This window comes from Zhouia spongiae, from assembly GCF_022760175.1.
GTDB lineage: Bacteria > Bacteroidota > Bacteroidia > Flavobacteriales > Flavobacteriaceae > Zhouia > Zhouia spongiae.
The window spans coordinates 2,221,930-2,239,126 of record NZ_CP094326.1; the positions used below are offsets into that span (position 1 = coordinate 2,221,930).

The 17,197-nt window shown below is 40.0% G+C and carries 13 protein-coding genes and 1 pseudogene; 10 read left to right on the forward strand and 4 right to left on the reverse strand.

Going from position 1 to position 17,197, the window contains the following annotated elements; genetic code table 11:
• The first annotated feature begins 18 nt into the window (after window positions 1–18).
• Window positions 19–1,197, forward strand: coding sequence for an AIR synthase related protein (locus tag MQE36_RS09665; RefSeq protein ID WP_242935775.1), 1,179 nt, complete (start codon window positions 19–21; stop codon window positions 1,195–1,197).
• Window positions 1,198–1,338: 141 nt separating this feature from the next.
• Here MQE36_RS09665 and MQE36_RS09670 read toward each other — a convergent pair.
• Window positions 1,339–1,623 (reverse strand): annotated as a pseudogene (locus MQE36_RS09670) (transposase); the annotation flags it as partial.
• A 208-nt stretch (window positions 1,624–1,831) separates the two neighbouring features.
• Between MQE36_RS09670 and MQE36_RS09675 the strand changes: the two are divergent.
• The 5 genes from MQE36_RS09675 (at window position 1,832) to MQE36_RS09695 (ending at window position 8,026) form a co-directional block, all read left to right on the forward strand.
• Entirely contained in the window at window positions 1,832–4,384 is a 2,553-nt protein-coding gene (locus MQE36_RS09675; protein WP_242935776.1) for an adenosylcobalamin-dependent ribonucleoside-diphosphate reductase, read from the forward strand.
• A gap of 163 nt (window positions 4,385–4,547) precedes the next feature.
• Window positions 4,548–5,621, forward strand: a complete 1,074-nt coding sequence (gene prfA, locus MQE36_RS09680; RefSeq protein WP_242935777.1) for a peptide chain release factor 1 — start codon at window positions 4,548–4,550, stop codon at window positions 5,619–5,621.
• A gap of 50 nt (window positions 5,622–5,671) precedes the next feature.
• Entirely contained in the window at window positions 5,672–6,496 is an 825-nt protein-coding gene (pyrF, locus tag MQE36_RS09685; RefSeq protein ID WP_242935778.1) for an orotidine-5'-phosphate decarboxylase, read from the forward strand.
• On the forward strand, window positions 6,483–7,277 hold the full coding sequence (locus tag MQE36_RS09690; protein ID WP_242935779.1) for an ABC transporter substrate-binding protein: 795 nt from the start codon (window positions 6,483–6,485) through the stop codon (window positions 7,275–7,277). The genes pyrF and MQE36_RS09690 overlap by 14 nt, the downstream gene beginning before the upstream one ends.
• 245 nt (window positions 7,278–7,522) lie before the next feature.
• Window positions 7,523–8,026, forward strand: a complete 504-nt coding sequence (locus tag MQE36_RS09695) for a hypothetical protein (RefSeq protein ID WP_242935780.1) — start codon at window positions 7,523–7,525, stop codon at window positions 8,024–8,026.
• On the opposite strand, the gene MQE36_RS09700 is transcribed toward MQE36_RS09695, so the two are convergent.
• Window positions 8,023–8,721, reverse strand: a complete 699-nt coding sequence (locus tag MQE36_RS09700) for a DUF4197 domain-containing protein (protein WP_242935781.1) — start codon at window positions 8,719–8,721, stop codon at window positions 8,023–8,025. The two genes, MQE36_RS09695 and MQE36_RS09700, sit on opposite strands and share 4 nt — an antisense overlap.
• 242 nt (window positions 8,722–8,963) lie before the next feature.
• On the opposite strand from MQE36_RS09700, the gene MQE36_RS09705 reads away from it, so the two are divergent.
• On the forward strand, window positions 8,964–12,407 hold the full coding sequence (locus MQE36_RS09705) for a methylmalonyl-CoA mutase family protein (RefSeq protein ID WP_242935782.1): 3,444 nt from the start codon (window positions 8,964–8,966) through the stop codon (window positions 12,405–12,407).
• A gap of 225 nt (window positions 12,408–12,632) precedes the next feature.
• Window positions 12,633–14,027 (forward strand): alpha/beta hydrolase family protein, encoded by a 1,395-nt coding sequence (locus MQE36_RS09710; RefSeq protein WP_242935783.1) that lies wholly within the window; start codon window positions 12,633–12,635, stop codon window positions 14,025–14,027.
• Here MQE36_RS09710 and MQE36_RS09715 read toward each other — a convergent pair whose 3' ends face one another.
• Window positions 14,028–14,432, reverse strand: coding sequence for a hypothetical protein (locus tag MQE36_RS09715; RefSeq protein WP_242935784.1), 405 nt, complete (start codon window positions 14,430–14,432; stop codon window positions 14,028–14,030). It abuts the gene before it with no gap.
• A gap of 114 nt (window positions 14,433–14,546) precedes the next feature.
• On the opposite strand from MQE36_RS09715, the gene MQE36_RS09720 reads away from it, so the two are divergent.
• Complete coding sequence (locus tag MQE36_RS09720) at window positions 14,547–15,002, forward strand: Lrp/AsnC family transcriptional regulator (RefSeq protein ID WP_242935785.1); 456 nt, start codon at window positions 14,547–14,549, stop codon at window positions 15,000–15,002.
• On the opposite strand, the gene MQE36_RS09725 is transcribed toward MQE36_RS09720, so the two are convergent.
• A complete protein-coding gene (locus tag MQE36_RS09725; protein WP_242935786.1) occupies window positions 14,994–16,238 on the reverse strand; it encodes an MDR family MFS transporter in 1,245 nt (414 codons plus the stop codon). The genes MQE36_RS09720 and MQE36_RS09725 overlap by 9 nt on opposite strands.
• A gap of 226 nt (window positions 16,239–16,464) precedes the next feature.
• On the opposite strand from MQE36_RS09725, the gene MQE36_RS09730 reads away from it, so the two are divergent.
• On the forward strand, window positions 16,465–17,106 hold the full coding sequence (locus MQE36_RS09730; protein ID WP_242935787.1) for a DUF1684 domain-containing protein: 642 nt from the start codon (window positions 16,465–16,467) through the stop codon (window positions 17,104–17,106).
• Window positions 17,107–17,197: the final 91 nt, after the last annotated feature.

Sequence of the window (17,197 nt, forward strand, 5' to 3'; positions counted from 1 at the left end):
TGTGCAAACAATTCAACTATGAGTTCTGAAATAAGTAAAAGATATAGTCAAAGGGGAGTTTCTGCTTCCAAAGAGGATGTGCACAACGCGATTAAAAATGTAGATAAAGGGTTGTTTCCTAAAGCTTTCTGTAAAATAGTTCCTGATTATTTAACGGCAGATGAAGATTATTGTTTGATCATGCATGCTGATGGTGCCGGTACCAAAAGTTCGTTGGCATACTTGTATTGGAAGGAAACGGGAGATGTTTCTGTGTGGAAAGGAATTGCTCAGGATGCCTTAATAATGAATATTGATGATCTATTGTGTGTGGGTGCGGTTGATAATATCTTGCTTTCTTCAACGATTGGGAGGAATAAGAATTTAATCCCTGGAGAGGTGATCTCGGCAATAATCAATGGTACGGAAGAGTTGATAGCTGAGCTTAAGGGGTATGGAGTGGAGATTCATTCAACAGGAGGGGAAACGGCCGATGTGGGAGATCTCGTGCGTACAATTATAGTGGACTCAACGGTTACTGCCAGGATGAAACGAAAAGATGTTATAGATAACGCCAATATTAGAGAGGGAGATGTGATCGTTGGCCTGGCTTCATACGGAACAGCTTCATACGAAAAGGAATACAATGGAGGAATGGGGTCGAATGGTCTGACATCGGCAAGACACGATGTGTTTCATAAGTATTTGGCGGAAAAATACCCTGAAAGTTTTGATGCAGCTGTGCCGGGGAATCTGGTTTATTCAGGAGGTGTTAAGCTTACTGATACTGTTAAGGGTAGTCCGGTTGATGCAGGCAAATTGGTTCTGTCGCCGACCCGGACTTATGCTCCGATAATTAAAAAGATATTGTCTGAATATGATGCTGAAGATATTCATGGAATGATCCATTGTAGTGGTGGAGCACAAACTAAAATCCTTCACTTTATAGATAACCTGCATATTGTTAAAGATAATATGTTTGAAATGCCTCCTTTGTTTAAATTGATACAGGAACAGTCAAAAACTGACTGGAAAGAAATGTATCAGGTGTTTAACTGTGGGCACAGAATGGAGTTGTATGTAAAAGAATCGGTGGCCCGCAATCTTATTGATATCTCTGAATCTTTTGGGGTTGAAGCAAAAATTGTTGGGAGAGTGGAAGCATCGGATAGTAAAAAACTGACTATTAAAAGTGAGTATGGTATTTTCGAGTATTAGTTTCCGATGATATAGCCTTTATGAAGAGGCCGTCTAAAAAGATTCAGGCGGCCTTTTTATTTTCACTCCAATAGGTTTCATTTAAAAATAGAGGATAGTATTCGGCAGGCAGTATGCAGTCAATAAGCAAATAAAGTTGACTTACGTACTCAAGCCTGCTTTTCTAAGGTTGTGAGCCATGGCCACTAAGCCTGTTTCGGTGGTTACTTTATCAAGTCCCCTTAACATAAAACGCTTAAAGCCCATATTGTGTTTTATGTTTCCAAAAACAGCTTCCACATCCCAACACCTACGTTTTCGGTGGGCAATTCCTTCTTCGGAGAGTAACAGCTCTTTAGCCTTTGCCTTTAACCGTATCTGTTCGTGGTTGCGTTCAACAATCCGGTTGCCTTTGGCTTTATGACATAAGCCCCTTAATGGACGTCCTCTTTTTTTTAATCTATTTCTATTAAAAAAAATATTTTAATAAAAAAAATGTAAACTTTTTTAATGTCATATTTTTATAAAAATCTGATAATGAGTTTTTTAATGTATTTTTATTGTAAACTTTATGATATTTATCATGTTTGGGTTTTATTTTTTGTTTACTTTTATAGTGTGTAAATCAAATTAGTCTCACCTAAAACCTATTGCTATGAATACAACAAAGGCTGCTATGCCCGGTACCACCTATTCTCAAGATGAAGCATACCAGGCTTCGTTAAAATATTTTAAAGGAGATGATCTGGCTGCCCGGGTTTGGGTCAATAAGTATGCTTTAAAAGATTCACAGGGGAACATTTATGAATCAACCCCGGACGAAATGCATCGAAGAATTGCAAAGGAAATTGCAAGAATCGAATCGAAATATCCAAATCCGATGTCAGAGGACGAGGTCTATCAGCTTATTAAGGATTTTAAATATATAGTGCCACAAGGCAGTCCTATGGCAGGAATTGGTAATCCTTTTCAGATAGCATCCCTTTCTAATTGTTTTGTAATTGGTAATGAAGGAATGTCGGATTCCTATGGAGGAATAATGAAGGTTGATCAGGAACAGGTGCAATTGATGAAGCGCCGCGGGGGTGTAGGACACGATTTGTCTCATATTCGTCCGAAGGGTTCGCCTGTAAAAAATTCAGCTTTGACATCTACCGGTCTGGTCCCTTTTATGGAGCGTTTTTCGAACTCTACGCGTGAAGTGGCGCAAGATGGCAGGCGAGGTGCTTTGATGTTGTCCGTGGCTATAAACCATCCTGATGCTGAAGACTTTATTGATGCCAAAATGGAGCAGGGGAAAGTAACCGGAGCAAATGTGTCAGTCCGGATAGACGACAAATTTATGAAGGCAGTAGAGTCTGATGGTATCTATACGCAAAAGTTTCCGGTATATAGCGATGATCCGAAGGTAACCGTCAATATTAAAGCGAAGGTACTTTGGGATAAAATAGTACATAATGCATGGAAATCAGCGGAGCCGGGAATCTTGTTTTGGGATACGATTATCAGGGAGTCTGTTCCGGACTGTTATGAAGATTTGGGGTACAAGACGATCTCTACAAACCCATGCGGGGAAATACCGCTTTGTCCTTATGATTCTTGTCGCTTGCTGGCAATTAATTTGTTTTCATATGTGAAGCACCCGTTTACGAATAAAGCTTCCTTTGATTTTAAACTGTTTAAAAAACACGTGGCTTTTGCTCAACAGATTATGGATGATATTATTGATCTGGAGCTCGAGAAAATCGATGCTATTTTATCGAAAATTGATGCCGATCCGGAGAGTGATGAGGTGAAACTTGTTGAGCGAAATCTGTGGATGAATATCCGGACAAAAGCAAAAGAGGGAAGAAGAACGGGAATAGGAATCACGGCCGAAGGTGATATGCTGGCTGCACTCGGGTTGCAGTACGGGAGCGATAAGGCGGTAAATTTTTCTGTGGAAGTTCATAAAACCATAGCCATCGAGGCTTATAGAGCTTCTGTTATGACGGCCAAGGACCGCGGGGCATTCGGTATTTTTGATGCCGAAAGAGAAAAAGACAATCCGTTTATTTTGCGCCTGAAGCAGGCTGATGAAAAGCTGTATTATGAAATGTTGGAGTACGGAAGAAGAAATATCGCCTTGTTGACAATAGCTCCGACAGGCACAACAAGTTTAATGACCCAAACGTCTTCGGGAATAGAGCCGGTATTTTTGCCTGTATATAAAAGAAGGAGAAAAGTAAATCCGAACGACAAAGATGTTCGTGTGGATTTCGTGGATGAGGTCGGAGACTCCTGGGAAGAGTATACCGTATTCCATCACCGGTTTAAACAATGGATGGAGGTTAACAGGCATAGTACGGAAAAGAACTATACCCAGGAAGAATTGAACAAACTTGTAAAGAAATCGCCGTATTATAAAGCGACTTCTAATGATGTGGATTGGCTGAATAAGGTCCATCTGCAGGGAGCTGTTCAGAAATGGGTAGACCATTCCATCAGTGTTACGATCAATATGCCGAATGATGTTTCTGAAGAATTGGTGGGCAAGCTCTACCTGGAAGCCTGGAAGTCGGGCTGTAAGGGGGTAACGGTTTATAGAGACGGATCCCGTTCGGGGGTATTGATCTCTAATGATGAGAACAAGGAAGACGAACAAGATACATTGACTCATTTTCCGACAAAAAGACCGCAGACATTGGAGGCTGATGTAGTACGTTTTCAGAATAATAAAGAAAAATGGATAGCGTTCATGGGGCTTATTGATGAAAAACCCTATGAGATATTTACAGGATTGGCCGATGATGAAGATGGTATTCATATTCCAAGATGGGTTGAAGATGGTTTGATTATAAAGAACAAGGACGATCAGGGGAACTCCAGGTACGATTTCCAATACCAGAACAAAAGGGGGTACAAGACGACCATTGAAGGGTTGTCGCAAAAATTTGACCCAGAGTTTTGGAATTATGCAAAACTGATTTCCAGTACACTGAGGCATGGTATGCCTATAGAGAAAGTGGTCGATCTGATTAATAGTCTTCAGCTTGATAATGAGTCGATTAATACATGGAAGAACGGTGTGGCAAGAGCCTTGAAAAGATATGTGCCGGACGGAACCGAAATAAATGGGCAGAAATGTGCCAATTGCGGAGGCAAGAACTTGATATACCAGGAAGGTTGTTTAACATGTAAAGATTGTGGTTCTTCAAAGTGTGGATAAGTTTTAAGTGTTTATCAGATGTGTGATCCTCTCCGGTTACGGAGAGGATTTTTTTAGCTTGATCATATTTATTGTATTCTTAAAGAGAAATAAATGGTGTAATTTCGGGGTGATATAGTTTCTAAAAATATCGTACTTTTGCACCGCATTTAGAATTGCTTTTATGTTAGAAAGATTAAACATAGTTAAACAACGGTTTGATGAGGTTTCGGATCTCATTATTCAGCCGGATATCATAGCCGATCAAAAGCGTTATGTTCAACTGAATAAGGAATATAAAGACCTTAAGGAGATAGCGGATAAGCGTGAGGAATATATTTTGCTTACCGGAAATATTGAAGAAGCTAATGAAATTATCGAAGACGGCAGTGATCCTGAGATGATGGAAATGGCGAAAATGCAATTGGAAGAAGCTAAAGAAAGACTTCCTCAGCTGGAAGAAGAGGTAAAATATATGCTCATTCCGAAAGATCCTGAAGATGCTAAAAATGCAGTAGTGGAAATTCGTGCTGGAACAGGAGGAGATGAGGCATCAATTTTTGCAGGAGACCTTCACAGATTATATACCAAGTATTGCCAGAATAAAGGATGGAGTGTAAATGTAGTCGATTTTAATGAAGGAACATCAGGCGGGTTTAAAGAAGTGATCTTTGAGGTCAATGGAGAAGATGTGTATGGAACGCTCAAATTTGAGGCCGGGGTGCATCGTGTACAGCGTGTACCGCAGACGGAGACCCAGGGGAGGGTTCATACCAGTGCAGCAACCGTAATGGTATTGCCGGAAGCCGAAGAGTTTGATGTGGAACTCGATATGAGTGAAGTCCGGATTGAAAGAACTACATCAACCGGGCCGGGAGGGCAGAGTGTGAATACTACCTATTCGGCAATTAAGCTTCACCACGAGCCAACGGGGATTATCGTTAGTTGTCAGGATGAAAAATCCCAGCATAAGAACCTTGAAAAAGCAATGAAGGTCTTACGTTCAAGATTGTATGAGCGTGAGCTTCAAAAGAAAATGGAGGCCGATTCCGCCAAACGTAAAAGTATGGTATCCAGTGGAGACAGAAGTGCCAAGATCAGGACTTATAACTATCCGCAGGGACGAGTTACCGATCACCGAATCGGTTTGACACTGTACGACCTCTCTAATATTATGGACGGGGATATACAGAAGTTTATCGATGAGCTGCAATTGGTAGAAAACACAGAAAAACTAAAAGAATCAGACGTTTTTTAAATAAACAGAACCTTGAATAATTTTCAAGGTTTTTTTATAATATTGATTGAATGACAACAGAGCAACTTGTTAAACAGATAAAGAGTAAAAAATCATTTTTGTGTGTAGGGCTGGATGCAGATCTTACCAAGATCCCGCAGCATCTATTAAATGCAGAAGATCCTGTTTTTGAATTCAACAAAGCAATAGTCGATGCCACCCATCATGTAGCTGTTTCCTATAAGCCGAATATTGCATTTTTCGAAGCCTATGGGATCGAAGGGTGGAAGTCCTTAAAAAAGACGATAGATTATATAAATGAAAAATATCCTGAAATATTTACCATAGCTGATGCGAAGCGGGGCGACATAGGCAATACGTCTAAGATGTATGCAAAGGCTTTTTTTGAAGATCTTGACTTTGACAGTATTACAGTGGCGCCTTATATGGGGAAGGATTCTGTAGAGCCTTTTTTGGGTTTTGAGGAAAAACATACCATATTGCTGGCATTAACATCGAATGAAGGGGCTTTCGATTTTCAGACAAAAACAGTAGATGGAAAGGAGTTGTACAAACAGGTATTGGAAATATCTAAGACCTGGGTTAACAGTCAAAATTTAATGTATGTTGTCGGGGCAACCAAGGCTGAATATTTAGCTGACATACGAAGTATAGTCCCAGACAGTTTTTTGCTGGTTCCCGGTGTAGGGGCGCAAGGAGGCAGTTTGTTAGAGGTCTGTAAATATGGAATGACAGGCAATGTTGGACTATTGGTGAATTCGTCAAGAGGGATCATCTATGCTTCAAATGAGAGTGATTTTGCTGAAGCAGCGAAAGCTGAAGCGGAACGACTTCAAAAGCAAATGCAGGATATTATGATCGATGCAGGTATTTAAAGATCAGATCGGAAGGACAATTTCGCTTGAGCGAACCCCGGATCGTATAGTTTCTCTGGTGCCGTCTCAAACAGAATTGCTTTGTGACCTGGGGCTTGCAAACCAGATCGTCGGGCTGACAAGGTTTTGTGTACATCCCTCATATATAAAAAGTAAAAAAACGATAGTCGGAGGGACCAAACAAATACGGATAAAAAAAATAGCTGCTCTTGATCCGGATATAATTTGCTGTAATAAGGAGGAAAATACCAGAGAAATGGTACTGGGGTTAGAGCAAATAGCTCCGGTGCACGTATCAGATATTTATACAGTTTCAGATAGTCTGGCACTAATGAAGCAATACGGAGAAATATTTGATCGTATTGAAGTGGCTGCCGGATTGGTAGAAGAGATAGAGCAGGAATACAATAACTTTCTTTCTTTTGCGTCATCACAGCCGGTGCTAAAAGTGGGTTATTTTATATGGAAAGACCCGTGGATGGTTGCCGCAGGCAATACATTCATAAATCATCTTCTTGAAGTAAACAATTTTCAGAATGTGTTCTCCGGCCTTGAGAGGTACCCTGAGATCAGTATTGAAGATTTTAAAAAGGCTGAAACCCCCGATATTATTTTTCTTTCTTCAGAGCCATATCCCTTTAAAGAAGAGCATTTGGCAGAGATGGAAAAAACATTCCCAGAAAGCAAGGTAATGCTGGTTGATGGGGAGTATTTCTCGTGGTACGGATCGAGGTTGAAAAAAGCATTTGGTTATTTCAGAGATTTGCGTAGTGAGATCTAAAATAGCATAGAAAAAGGGCGCCAGGCGCCCTTTTTTCATAACTAGCTAACTCTAAATAATTATAAATGTGAGAACAAATTATTTACTCTGCAAATATCCGGTATAAAATCCAAGCCGATGTTAATTATTCGTTAGTTCTGTATTAAAAATACTTAAAAACAAAACGATTATATTTATACTGTTAAAGCTGTATGAAAATACAGGTATTATATGCAACGGGAGTTTTATTTTATTATTGTGAGAAAATGAAAAAAATATTGATATTTTTTGCAGTTGTTCTCTTTCCGGCACTCTTTTTTGCTCAAAATGATTGTAAGTGCTGTGCAGATGAGAACAGACAATTTGATTTCTGGATAGGCCATTGGAATGTTTATAATCCTGATGGTGAACTGATAGGTACAAATAAGATTGAAAAAATCCAAGCCGGATGTGTGTTACAGGAAAGCTGGGAGAGTAATAAAAGTAATTTTACAGGAACCAGTTATAATTATTACAACGAAAAGACCAGGCTGTGGGAACAATTATGGCTTGATAATAAGGGAGGTGTCCTTAAGCTTTCCGGAAATAGGCAGGGCAATGAAATGGTATTGAGTTCAAAGCCAGATAAAAATAATGTAAGTAGTGTGATAAACAGGATAACGTGGACACTTAATAGGGATGGGACGGTAAGACAGCATTGGGAGACCTCCAAAGACAGTCTTGATTGGAAAACTGTCTTTGACGGTCTGTATAAAAAACAATCCGATTAATCTTGTAAAGCAAATACTTGTTGCAGTACAGCTGTTGATCTTGAAGAAACATTTTTTCTGATTTTATTTTCTTCAAAAGCAATCATGGTAAAAACCCCATCCATAGCTTCATTGGTTACATAATCAGGAAGATCAGGGTTAACAGGGGTGGTTAAAGGAAGAGAGTTGTATTTGTCGATGATCTTGCTCCAGATCTGAGTAGCACCAACATTGTCTAGAGAGCTTTTTATTACGGGGTTGAATTTACCGTATAACTCGCTGCTTGTTTTGTTTTCGAGATAAAGGGTAGCGGCGTTGTCAGCGCCCAGCAGTATGTTCTTAGCATCGTTGAAAGTCATTTCTTTTACAGCATCAACGAAAATAGGGGTAGCCTCTTTCACAGCATTTTCAGCGGCACGGTTTAATACTTTTAATCCTTCGTCGGCAAGGCCGGACAATCCTATTTTACGTAAAGTGTTATCAACTTTCTGCAGTTCGTCAGGAAGGACGATCTTTACCAGCTCATTTTTAAAAAAACCGTCTTTTTCAGTAAGCCTGGAAACCTGTCTGTCTATTCCCTGGTTCAAAGCCTCCTTAAGTCCAAGGGCAATTTGATCATTGCTCAAGCCGGTGCCGGGAAGTTGATTGACTACTTGTTGCAGTTCGGCACAACTATATGTTGTCAGAAGTAAAAATACAGCGATTAGTTTTTTCATGAGAATTAAGAGTTTTTAAAATGAGGGTCAAAGATAGATAAATCTAAGTTTTGTCAGGAGCACAAACGGAGCCTCTTTTTAGGGTGTTTAAGAAGGGGATAAAAAAGTTCGGTCGCCCTGTAACGTTTCTGATGTTGTTTTATACCTGTCCGTTTCTGTAATTGTTAACTAGATTTTAAATAAGGGGGTGTTTTTTTGCAATTTCCGTAAATTGCAACGTTCTAAAACATATTTTATAACAAATGACACACACTAAAAAACCATATCAACCTAAGAATAAAATACGGATTGTAACTGCTGCTTCACTTTTTGACGGGCACGATGCTGCTATTAATGTGATGCGAAGGATCATTCAGGCTACTGGTGTAGAGGTGATTCATCTTGGGCATGACCGGAGTGTAGAAGAAGTGGTAAATACAGCGATACAGGAAGATGCCAATGCAATAGCAATGACATCATATCAGGGTGGCCATAATGAATATTTTAAATATATGTTTGACCTGCTCCGGGAAAAAGGAGCGGGACATATTAAGATATTCGGAGGCGGAGGCGGTGTAATTCTTCCGGAAGAGATTAAAGAGCTGATGGATTATGGGATTACAAGGATATATGCGCCTGATGATGGTAGAGAAATGGGCTTGCAGGGAATGATTAATGATCTTATAGAAAAGGCAGATTATCCCATAGGAGATAAATTAAACGGAGAGATCAACAGGCTTGATGAAAAAGATATCAAATCCATAGCCCGATTAATTTCATCGGCAGAAAACTTTCCGGATATAGCGAAGGAAACCATAAATGAGATCCATAAAATAAATGAGGATGTAAATATTCCGGTTCTTGGTATAACCGGTACCGGAGGGGCAGGGAAGTCTTCATTAGTAGACGAATTAGTAAGGAGATTTTTACTCGATTTTCCGGATAGGACGATAGGAATAATTTCTGTTGACCCGTCTAAAAGAAAAACAGGAGGGGCGCTATTGGGCGACCGGATCAGGATGAATGCGATCAATGACCCCAGGGTTTATATGCGTTCCCTGGCTACCCGGCAATCAAATCTGGCATTGTCTAGACATGTGGCAGAAGCTGTAGAGGTATTAAAAGCAGCCAAATACGATCTGATCATTTTGGAAACATCAGGGATCGGGCAAAGCGATACTGAAATATTAGACCATTCCGATGTATCGCTTTATGTAATGACTCCTGAATTTGGGGCGGCTACACAACTTGAAAAAATAGACATGCTTGATTTTGCCGATCTGGTGGCAATCAACAAGTTTGATAAAAGAGGTGCGTTGGATGCTATCAGGGATGTTAAAAAGCAGTATCAGAGAAATCATAATCAATGGGAGGCCAAGGCAGACGACATGCCTGTTTTCGGTACGATCGCTTCTCAGTTTAACGATCCGGGTACCAATACGCTTTACAGGGCTATAATGGATAAGATTGTTGAAAAAACAAAAGCTGATCTTACTTCCTCTTTCGAGATATCTGAAGAAATGTCCGAAAAGATATTTGTGATTCCGCCAAACCGTACACGTTACCTCTCGGAGATTTCGGAAAGCAACAGAAGTTACGATAGCGCCGTAAGAATGCAGGTAGCGGTTGCGCAAAAACTTTACGGCGTCTTTATGACGATAGCCACGGTTTTGGATACTAAAGAAATATCCGGACTGTTGCATAAGAACGGGTTGGACGAAGAAGCTATTATAGAAAGATCTGCTGATACTGACCAGAGATTTATAAATCTGTTGATAGCACAGTTCAACAAAACCAAAATGGATCTCGACCCATATAATTGGGAAGTGATTACAGGCTGGAACCAGAAAGTGAACAGGTACAAAGATCCGGTATATTCGTTTAAAGTAAGGGGTAAGGAAATTAAGATCGATACACATACAGAATCGCTTTCGCATACACAAATTCCCAAAGTAGCTCTCCCGAAGTATTCTGCCTGGGGGGATATTCTGCAATGGGTAATGCAGGAGAATGTTCCTGGTGAATTTCCTTATACATCGGGTTTGTACCCGTTTAAGCGGACCGGAGAAGATCCTACAAGGATGTTTGCCGGGGAAGGAAGTCCGGAGCGGACCAACCGTCGTTTTCACTACGTAAGTTTAGGAATGCCTGCCAAGCGGTTGTCAACGGCTTTCGATTCCGTTACGCTTTACGGTAATGACCCGGGCCTGCGACCTGATATTTATGGAAAGATAGGGAATTCAGGAGTTTCGATATGTTGTTTGGATGATGCTAAGAAACTTTACTCGGGTTTTGACCTGAGTGATCCGCTGACATCGGTAAGTATGACTATAAACGGGCCTGCGCCGATGTTGCTGGGGTTCTTTATGAATGCAGCCATAGACCAGAATTGTGAAAAGTACATCAAAGCGAATGGGCTTGAAAAGGAAACAGAAGCTAAGATAAAATCAATATATAAGGATAGGGATCTGGAAAGACCTCAATACAACGGAGCCTTGCCGGAAGGGAATGATGGCCTTGGTTTGATGCTTTTAGGGGTAACAGGCGATGAGGTTTTACCGCCAGAAGTATATAATAAAATAAAAGTCGAGACCTTGTCTAAGGTCAGAGGAACTGTACAGGCGGATATACTTAAAGAAGACCAGGCTCAAAATACGTGTATCTTCTCTACCGAATTTGCCTTAAGGTTAATGGGGGATGTCCAGGAATATTTTATAGAGCAAAACGTCCGAAATTTTTACTCCGTATCTATATCAGGATATCATATTGCCGAGGCCGGGGCTAACCCGATAACGCAATTGGCATTTACATTAGCAAACGGATTTACCTATGTAGAGTATTATCTGAGCCGAGGGATGGATATTAATAAATTCGGCCCGAATCTGTCGTTCTTTTTCTCTAACGGGATCGATCCGGAATATGCGGTCATAGGAAGGGTAGCCCGAAGAATATGGGCAAAGGCCTTAAAGTTGAAATATGGAGCTAATGAACGCGCCCAGATGTTGAAGTATCATATTCAGACATCTGGAAGGTCGTTACATGCACAGGAAATAGACTTTAACGATATCCGTACCACGTTGCAGGCTCTGTACGCTATTTATGATAATTGTAATTCGCTGCATACCAATGCTTACGATGAGGCTATAACGACCCCGACGGAAGAATCGGTTAGAAGGGCCATGGCGATACAGCTGATCATTAATAAAGAGTTGGGGCTGGCTAAGAACGAAAATCCGATTCAGGGTTCGTTTATTATTGAAGAGCTTACCGACCTGGTGGAAGAAGCTGTATTGGCGGAATTTGACAGGATAACAGAAAGAGGAGGCGTGTTAGGGGCTATGGAAACGATGTACCAACGTTCCAAAATTCAGGAGGAAAGTTTGTACTATGAAACGCTTAAGCACACCGGGGAGTATCCGATTATCGGAGTTAATACTTTCTTGAGTTCAAAAGGATCGCCTACGGTTACACCGGCAGAGGTTATCAGGGCAACAGAAAAAGAAAAACAACATCAGATAAAAACGATGGAAGGTTTGCACGCAGCCAGGGGAGATATGGCTGCCAAAGCCTTGAAAAATGTTCAGGAATCGGCCGTTCAGAATAAGAACATTTTTGAGGAACTGATGGAAGCCAGTAAGGTTTGTTCACTTGGACAAATAACAAAGGCTTTATTTGAAGTTGGAGGGCAGTACAGAAGGAATATGTAGGGCCGCAAAAAAAAATGAATGAGTGAAAAAGGCAGTTTCGGAGGGCTTTTGCTACTGTTTGTCCGTAACAACTTAAAAGGTTTCTTGGTACCCGATAATTAAAAGAGGCGGGCAAGCCCTTTTTTGTATATCCTTTTTTAAACAGCCAAATCTTGTAAGAAATACACTAGATTTTGTGCAATGGAATAATATTTGATGTAATTTTATTCAGAAAATTCCGGTTACATGAAAAAACAGGTACTTTTTTTTATCAGCGCGTTAGTCTTTTTTGGTGCAGAAGCCCAGACTTCTAAATATATAAAAGGGGGCGTTCTGGACGCTGTTGAAATAACTTCTTCTTCAACGGAAACTTATGCTTCGTATGTTCCGGCTAATTATGATGAAAGGAAAAAATGGCCTGTGGTTTATGTTTTCGATCCCAAGGCAGCCGGAGCAGAAGCGATCAAGGGATTTATTTCGGGGGCGGAAGATTACGGATATGTTGTGATTGCTTCCAATATTGCAAAAAATGGGGATTATCAGACAAACTTCAGGCATATAAGCAGGTTGATGAATGAGGTGAATGACCATTTTTCGATTGACCCCAACCGGATCATTTTATCCGGGTTTTCCGGGGCGGCACGGTTGGCAGCAGCATCGGCTGTTCTTTCAAAGAATATATCGGCCGTTATAGGTTGTGGAGCTTCTTTTGACGTGGGTGGTAGTTATATGCCGGTAAAAAACACCTTTATGTATGTCGGGGTTATAGGAGATGAAGACTTTAATTATATAGAAATGCTTGAAGGGGTAAACTACCTTGACATGCGGAAGTTTGATACTGAGCTTATTGTGTTTAAAGGCGGGCATGAGTGGCCGGAGGAAGAATATATATCGAAGGCACTGAGAAGTCTTTCGGTAAAATATATGGCTAAAGGGTTGCAAAAGAGGGACGACGTGCTTTTAGAAAGATATTATCAGGTTGATTATGAAGAAGCGGACCGGCTATTGAAAAAAGGAGATCTGTTATATAGTTATGATGCTTTTGAAACCATGATCGAAAATTTTAGGTTCTTTAAAGATGTAGATCCTGTTAAAGATAAATTAAAAGAAATAAAGAGAAGCAATCTGTATAAAGCACAATTGAGCGAGTATAGGAGAATTGTTCAGGCAGAATCTTTATACCGGGATGAATACTACTCGTTCTTACCCGGAGATATCGAATTGGGAGACACCCGTAACCTTACTTATTGGTCTGAAGAAATTGAAAAAATCAATGACCTGGCTAACAGTCCTAAAATGGAGAATAAAAAGATGGCAAAAAGATTGAGAGGTTTGTTGGCAGGTCTGGCAGGTGCTTATGAGAAACAGTTGATTCCTGAAACACATGCTCAAAATTTATTGTTTGTCAATATTCTATATACAATCCTATTGCCCGAAGAGCCTGCTCCTTACCTTAAAACTGTTCAGTTCGCTACGATGATGGGAAAATATGATATGGCCTTGTATTATCTTGAAGATCTCTTGAAGAGCGGCTATAAGAACATTAAAGAGTTAGATAATTTAGAAGGGATAGCCCTGTTACGAATAAGTACGGAGTATAATGATCTTTTAACTAAATACGATCTGAAGACCAGGTATTGATTATTGATTAAGGAGTTCTTTTTCCCATTTAAATTTTTCTTTAGAGAAGAGACGGAGCTCTTTCCTGAGTATTCCGATGTAGTCTTTAGATTGAGTGTAGTTGTACTCCAGGTATTCGCAATAAGCATTTAATTTATGAACGGCCTTTTCCAGTGATCTCAGGTGTTTTCTTTTATTTTGATGTCCTTCGGATGTGTACGACCTAACAATTTTTTGCGAAAGTGACATAGATTCCATTACCAGGCTGGCAGAATAATTATCTGTTTTTTTTGAGGAATGATGCAGGTGTAAAATAGATTTGTCATTGCCAATGTAATTTGCAATAGCTCTGCTTAGACCAAATATATTTAGGGCCTTTTTATATATTTCCTGCTGCGTAATGCTTTTTGAGTTGTAACCTGACATAAGTGCCTTGTTTTTATCAAAATTACTATGCTTTGATCGTATTTATCCTTAAATTCGAAGGTCTAAAATTAGATTATGTTTAATTTTTAAATAAAAAATGATATAAATATTTAAATGATAAAGGATGATATAAACTGGTCCATCCTGATGTTACTTCAGGAGGATGCGAGGCTGTCAAATGCAGAAATCGGCCGGCGTGTGGGGCTTTCTTCCCCGGCTGTAGCGGAGCGAATAAAAAAGATGGAAGATTTGGGAATCATCAAAGGTTACAGGGCTGATATAACACATACCACCACAGGGCACAGGTTGAAAGCAATCGTTACATTAAAAGTGTTTACAGGGAGGTTAAAACCATTTCTTGAAGTAGTGAAGGGGTATAAAGAAGTTATTAATTGCTACAGGATCACCGGAGTGGAAAATATTATTATGGAGGTAATATTGTATGATCAGCAACATCTGGAAGAGTTTATAGACCGGGTAATTCAATACGGGGAGACAAAAACGCATATTATATTGTCTAACGTAATCGAAAACCGGCCTATATCTGGTAGAAGAAGGGTGTTAAAGTGATTTTAGCTTAACGACCTTTTCTGCTGTTGTCTCTTCTTCCGATCTGATCTTTTTTCTTAAGATGAAGAGTAACATACAACACACTATCCCAAGTCCGGTCATGACGTACCAGGTAACTTCAAATCCGAACGATTCTATTAGCTGTAAGCCCGAGTTATGCCCGAAAATATGGGAAAAAGAAAAGGCAATACTATACAGGGCCATATACTCCCCGGCGTTCCCCTTTTTTGCTCTTTTGAGGGCAAATGCATTTGAAAAAGGAAAAGCTATCATTTCACCTATAGTCATGAACAGCATCCCAAAAACAAGGATGCCGACCCATTCGCCCATATTTAATACGAGCATGCTGATGGTTGTCAGAAAAACCCCGAATAGCATGTTGGCGATATGAGACCATCCCTTAGTTTCAAAATACTTCACTAATGGCATTTCGAGTAAAAATATAACAAACCCATTCATGCCGAGCAACAGCCCTATTTCATACTCTGAAAGGCCGTGTACTTTTTCATAAAATATAGGAACCGTAGAAAAGTATTGTAAAAAAATAAAACCAAACAAGCCCATTGCAAAGAAAAAGATCCAGTAAGGAAAATCGCTGTAAGCAGATTGGGGATCGTCTACAGTTTTAACCTCATCAATGATTCTGGCCTTTTTAGGGTTCAGGATATACAGGAGTAACAGGCCGGCAAAAAAGCAGGTAATCCCATCTATCCAGAATAGACCTGAATAATCCAAAGTGGTTATAATAATCCCGCCAACAGCCGGTCCTACAGAAAACCCCAGGTTGATAGCTAAACGGATCAATGTCAGGGATCGCGTTTTGTTTTTTGGTTTGCTGTACGCATTCAATGCTACAAATATGGCAGGCCTGAACGTATCTGCTACCAGTATGGTTAAAAACACACCGAAACAGATACTCCAGAAAGATTGATAGAACTGCAAAGAAATAAACATTAAACTAGATAAAATAAGACTGCCTGCCATGACCTTGTAATAGCCAATAGTATCTGTCAGTTTCCCGCCCAGCCATGAGCCGACTACAGAGCCAAGCCCAAATGCTGTCATAATCCACCCGACATCACCCAGAGTAAAATTCAGGCTTTTGGTCAGATATAAGGAGAGAAAGGGTATCACCATGGTTCCGGCCCTGTTTATAAGTGTGATCAAGGCCAGCCACCAAACTTCTTTCGATAGACCTTCAAAGGAGGATATGTATCCCTGGTAAATCTTTTTCATGGTTCTTTAGTTCTTTTGAGTTAAATAAAAAAAAGCCCGGCAATTTTGCCGGGCTTTCATGTTTTTATAATGAGTTTTTTCAACACAGATCAGCACCGACATATCCATATCGTAGATACACAAGTTTGCTTATATGTTGAAAAAATCTTCATTTTTATGCTTTTGATGTGAACAAAGCTAAATAAAAAATGTATTCGTTGTACATTTGAATTTGAAAAAAATAAAAATGAGAGCGATATTCATTACACTTATGGTTTTGGTTACTGCATGTAAGTCTGATAAGAAGTATCATAATGTGACGGACAGGCCGGATGCGATTTCGGAAGTATCGGATGTTATAAGTAATATCCGAGAGTTTCAAAAAAAGTTAAACGAAGAATTCCATAATCCGGAAACATCGCCCTTATCGGATAAGGACAGAAGTGGTTTTTCAGGACTGGACTTTTTTCCAGTTGATACATCGTATACCGTTACTGCAAAACTGGTTTTTACGCCGGATGCTGAATCATTTTTTATGCCTACGACCACTGATAGGAAAACGGAGGAAAAACTATATGCCGTAGCTTATTTTAAAGTTAACGGACTTTCATACAGTTTAAATATTTATCAGAGTATGGAGTTGCTCAGGACCGATGAATATAAAGATTATCTGTTTCTCCCTTTTGCCGATCAGACCAATGGAAGAACTACATACGGAGGAGGACGGTATATAGACTTAAGGGTTCCTGAGGGTGATGAGATTGTGATCGATTTTAACAAGGCGTATAATCCTTATTGTGCTTATAATAAAAAGTATTCGTGTCCCATTGTTCCTAAAGAGAACAGTTTGCCTTTAGCTGTCATGGCCGGGGTTAAAAAATTTAAGTAAACTATCTCGGGGCAAGCCCACGAGAGGGCCAAGCGTAAAGAAAAGGTCTGGTAGACCTTTTAGCGATAGAGCCGGCTGGCGCTTGGCAAAA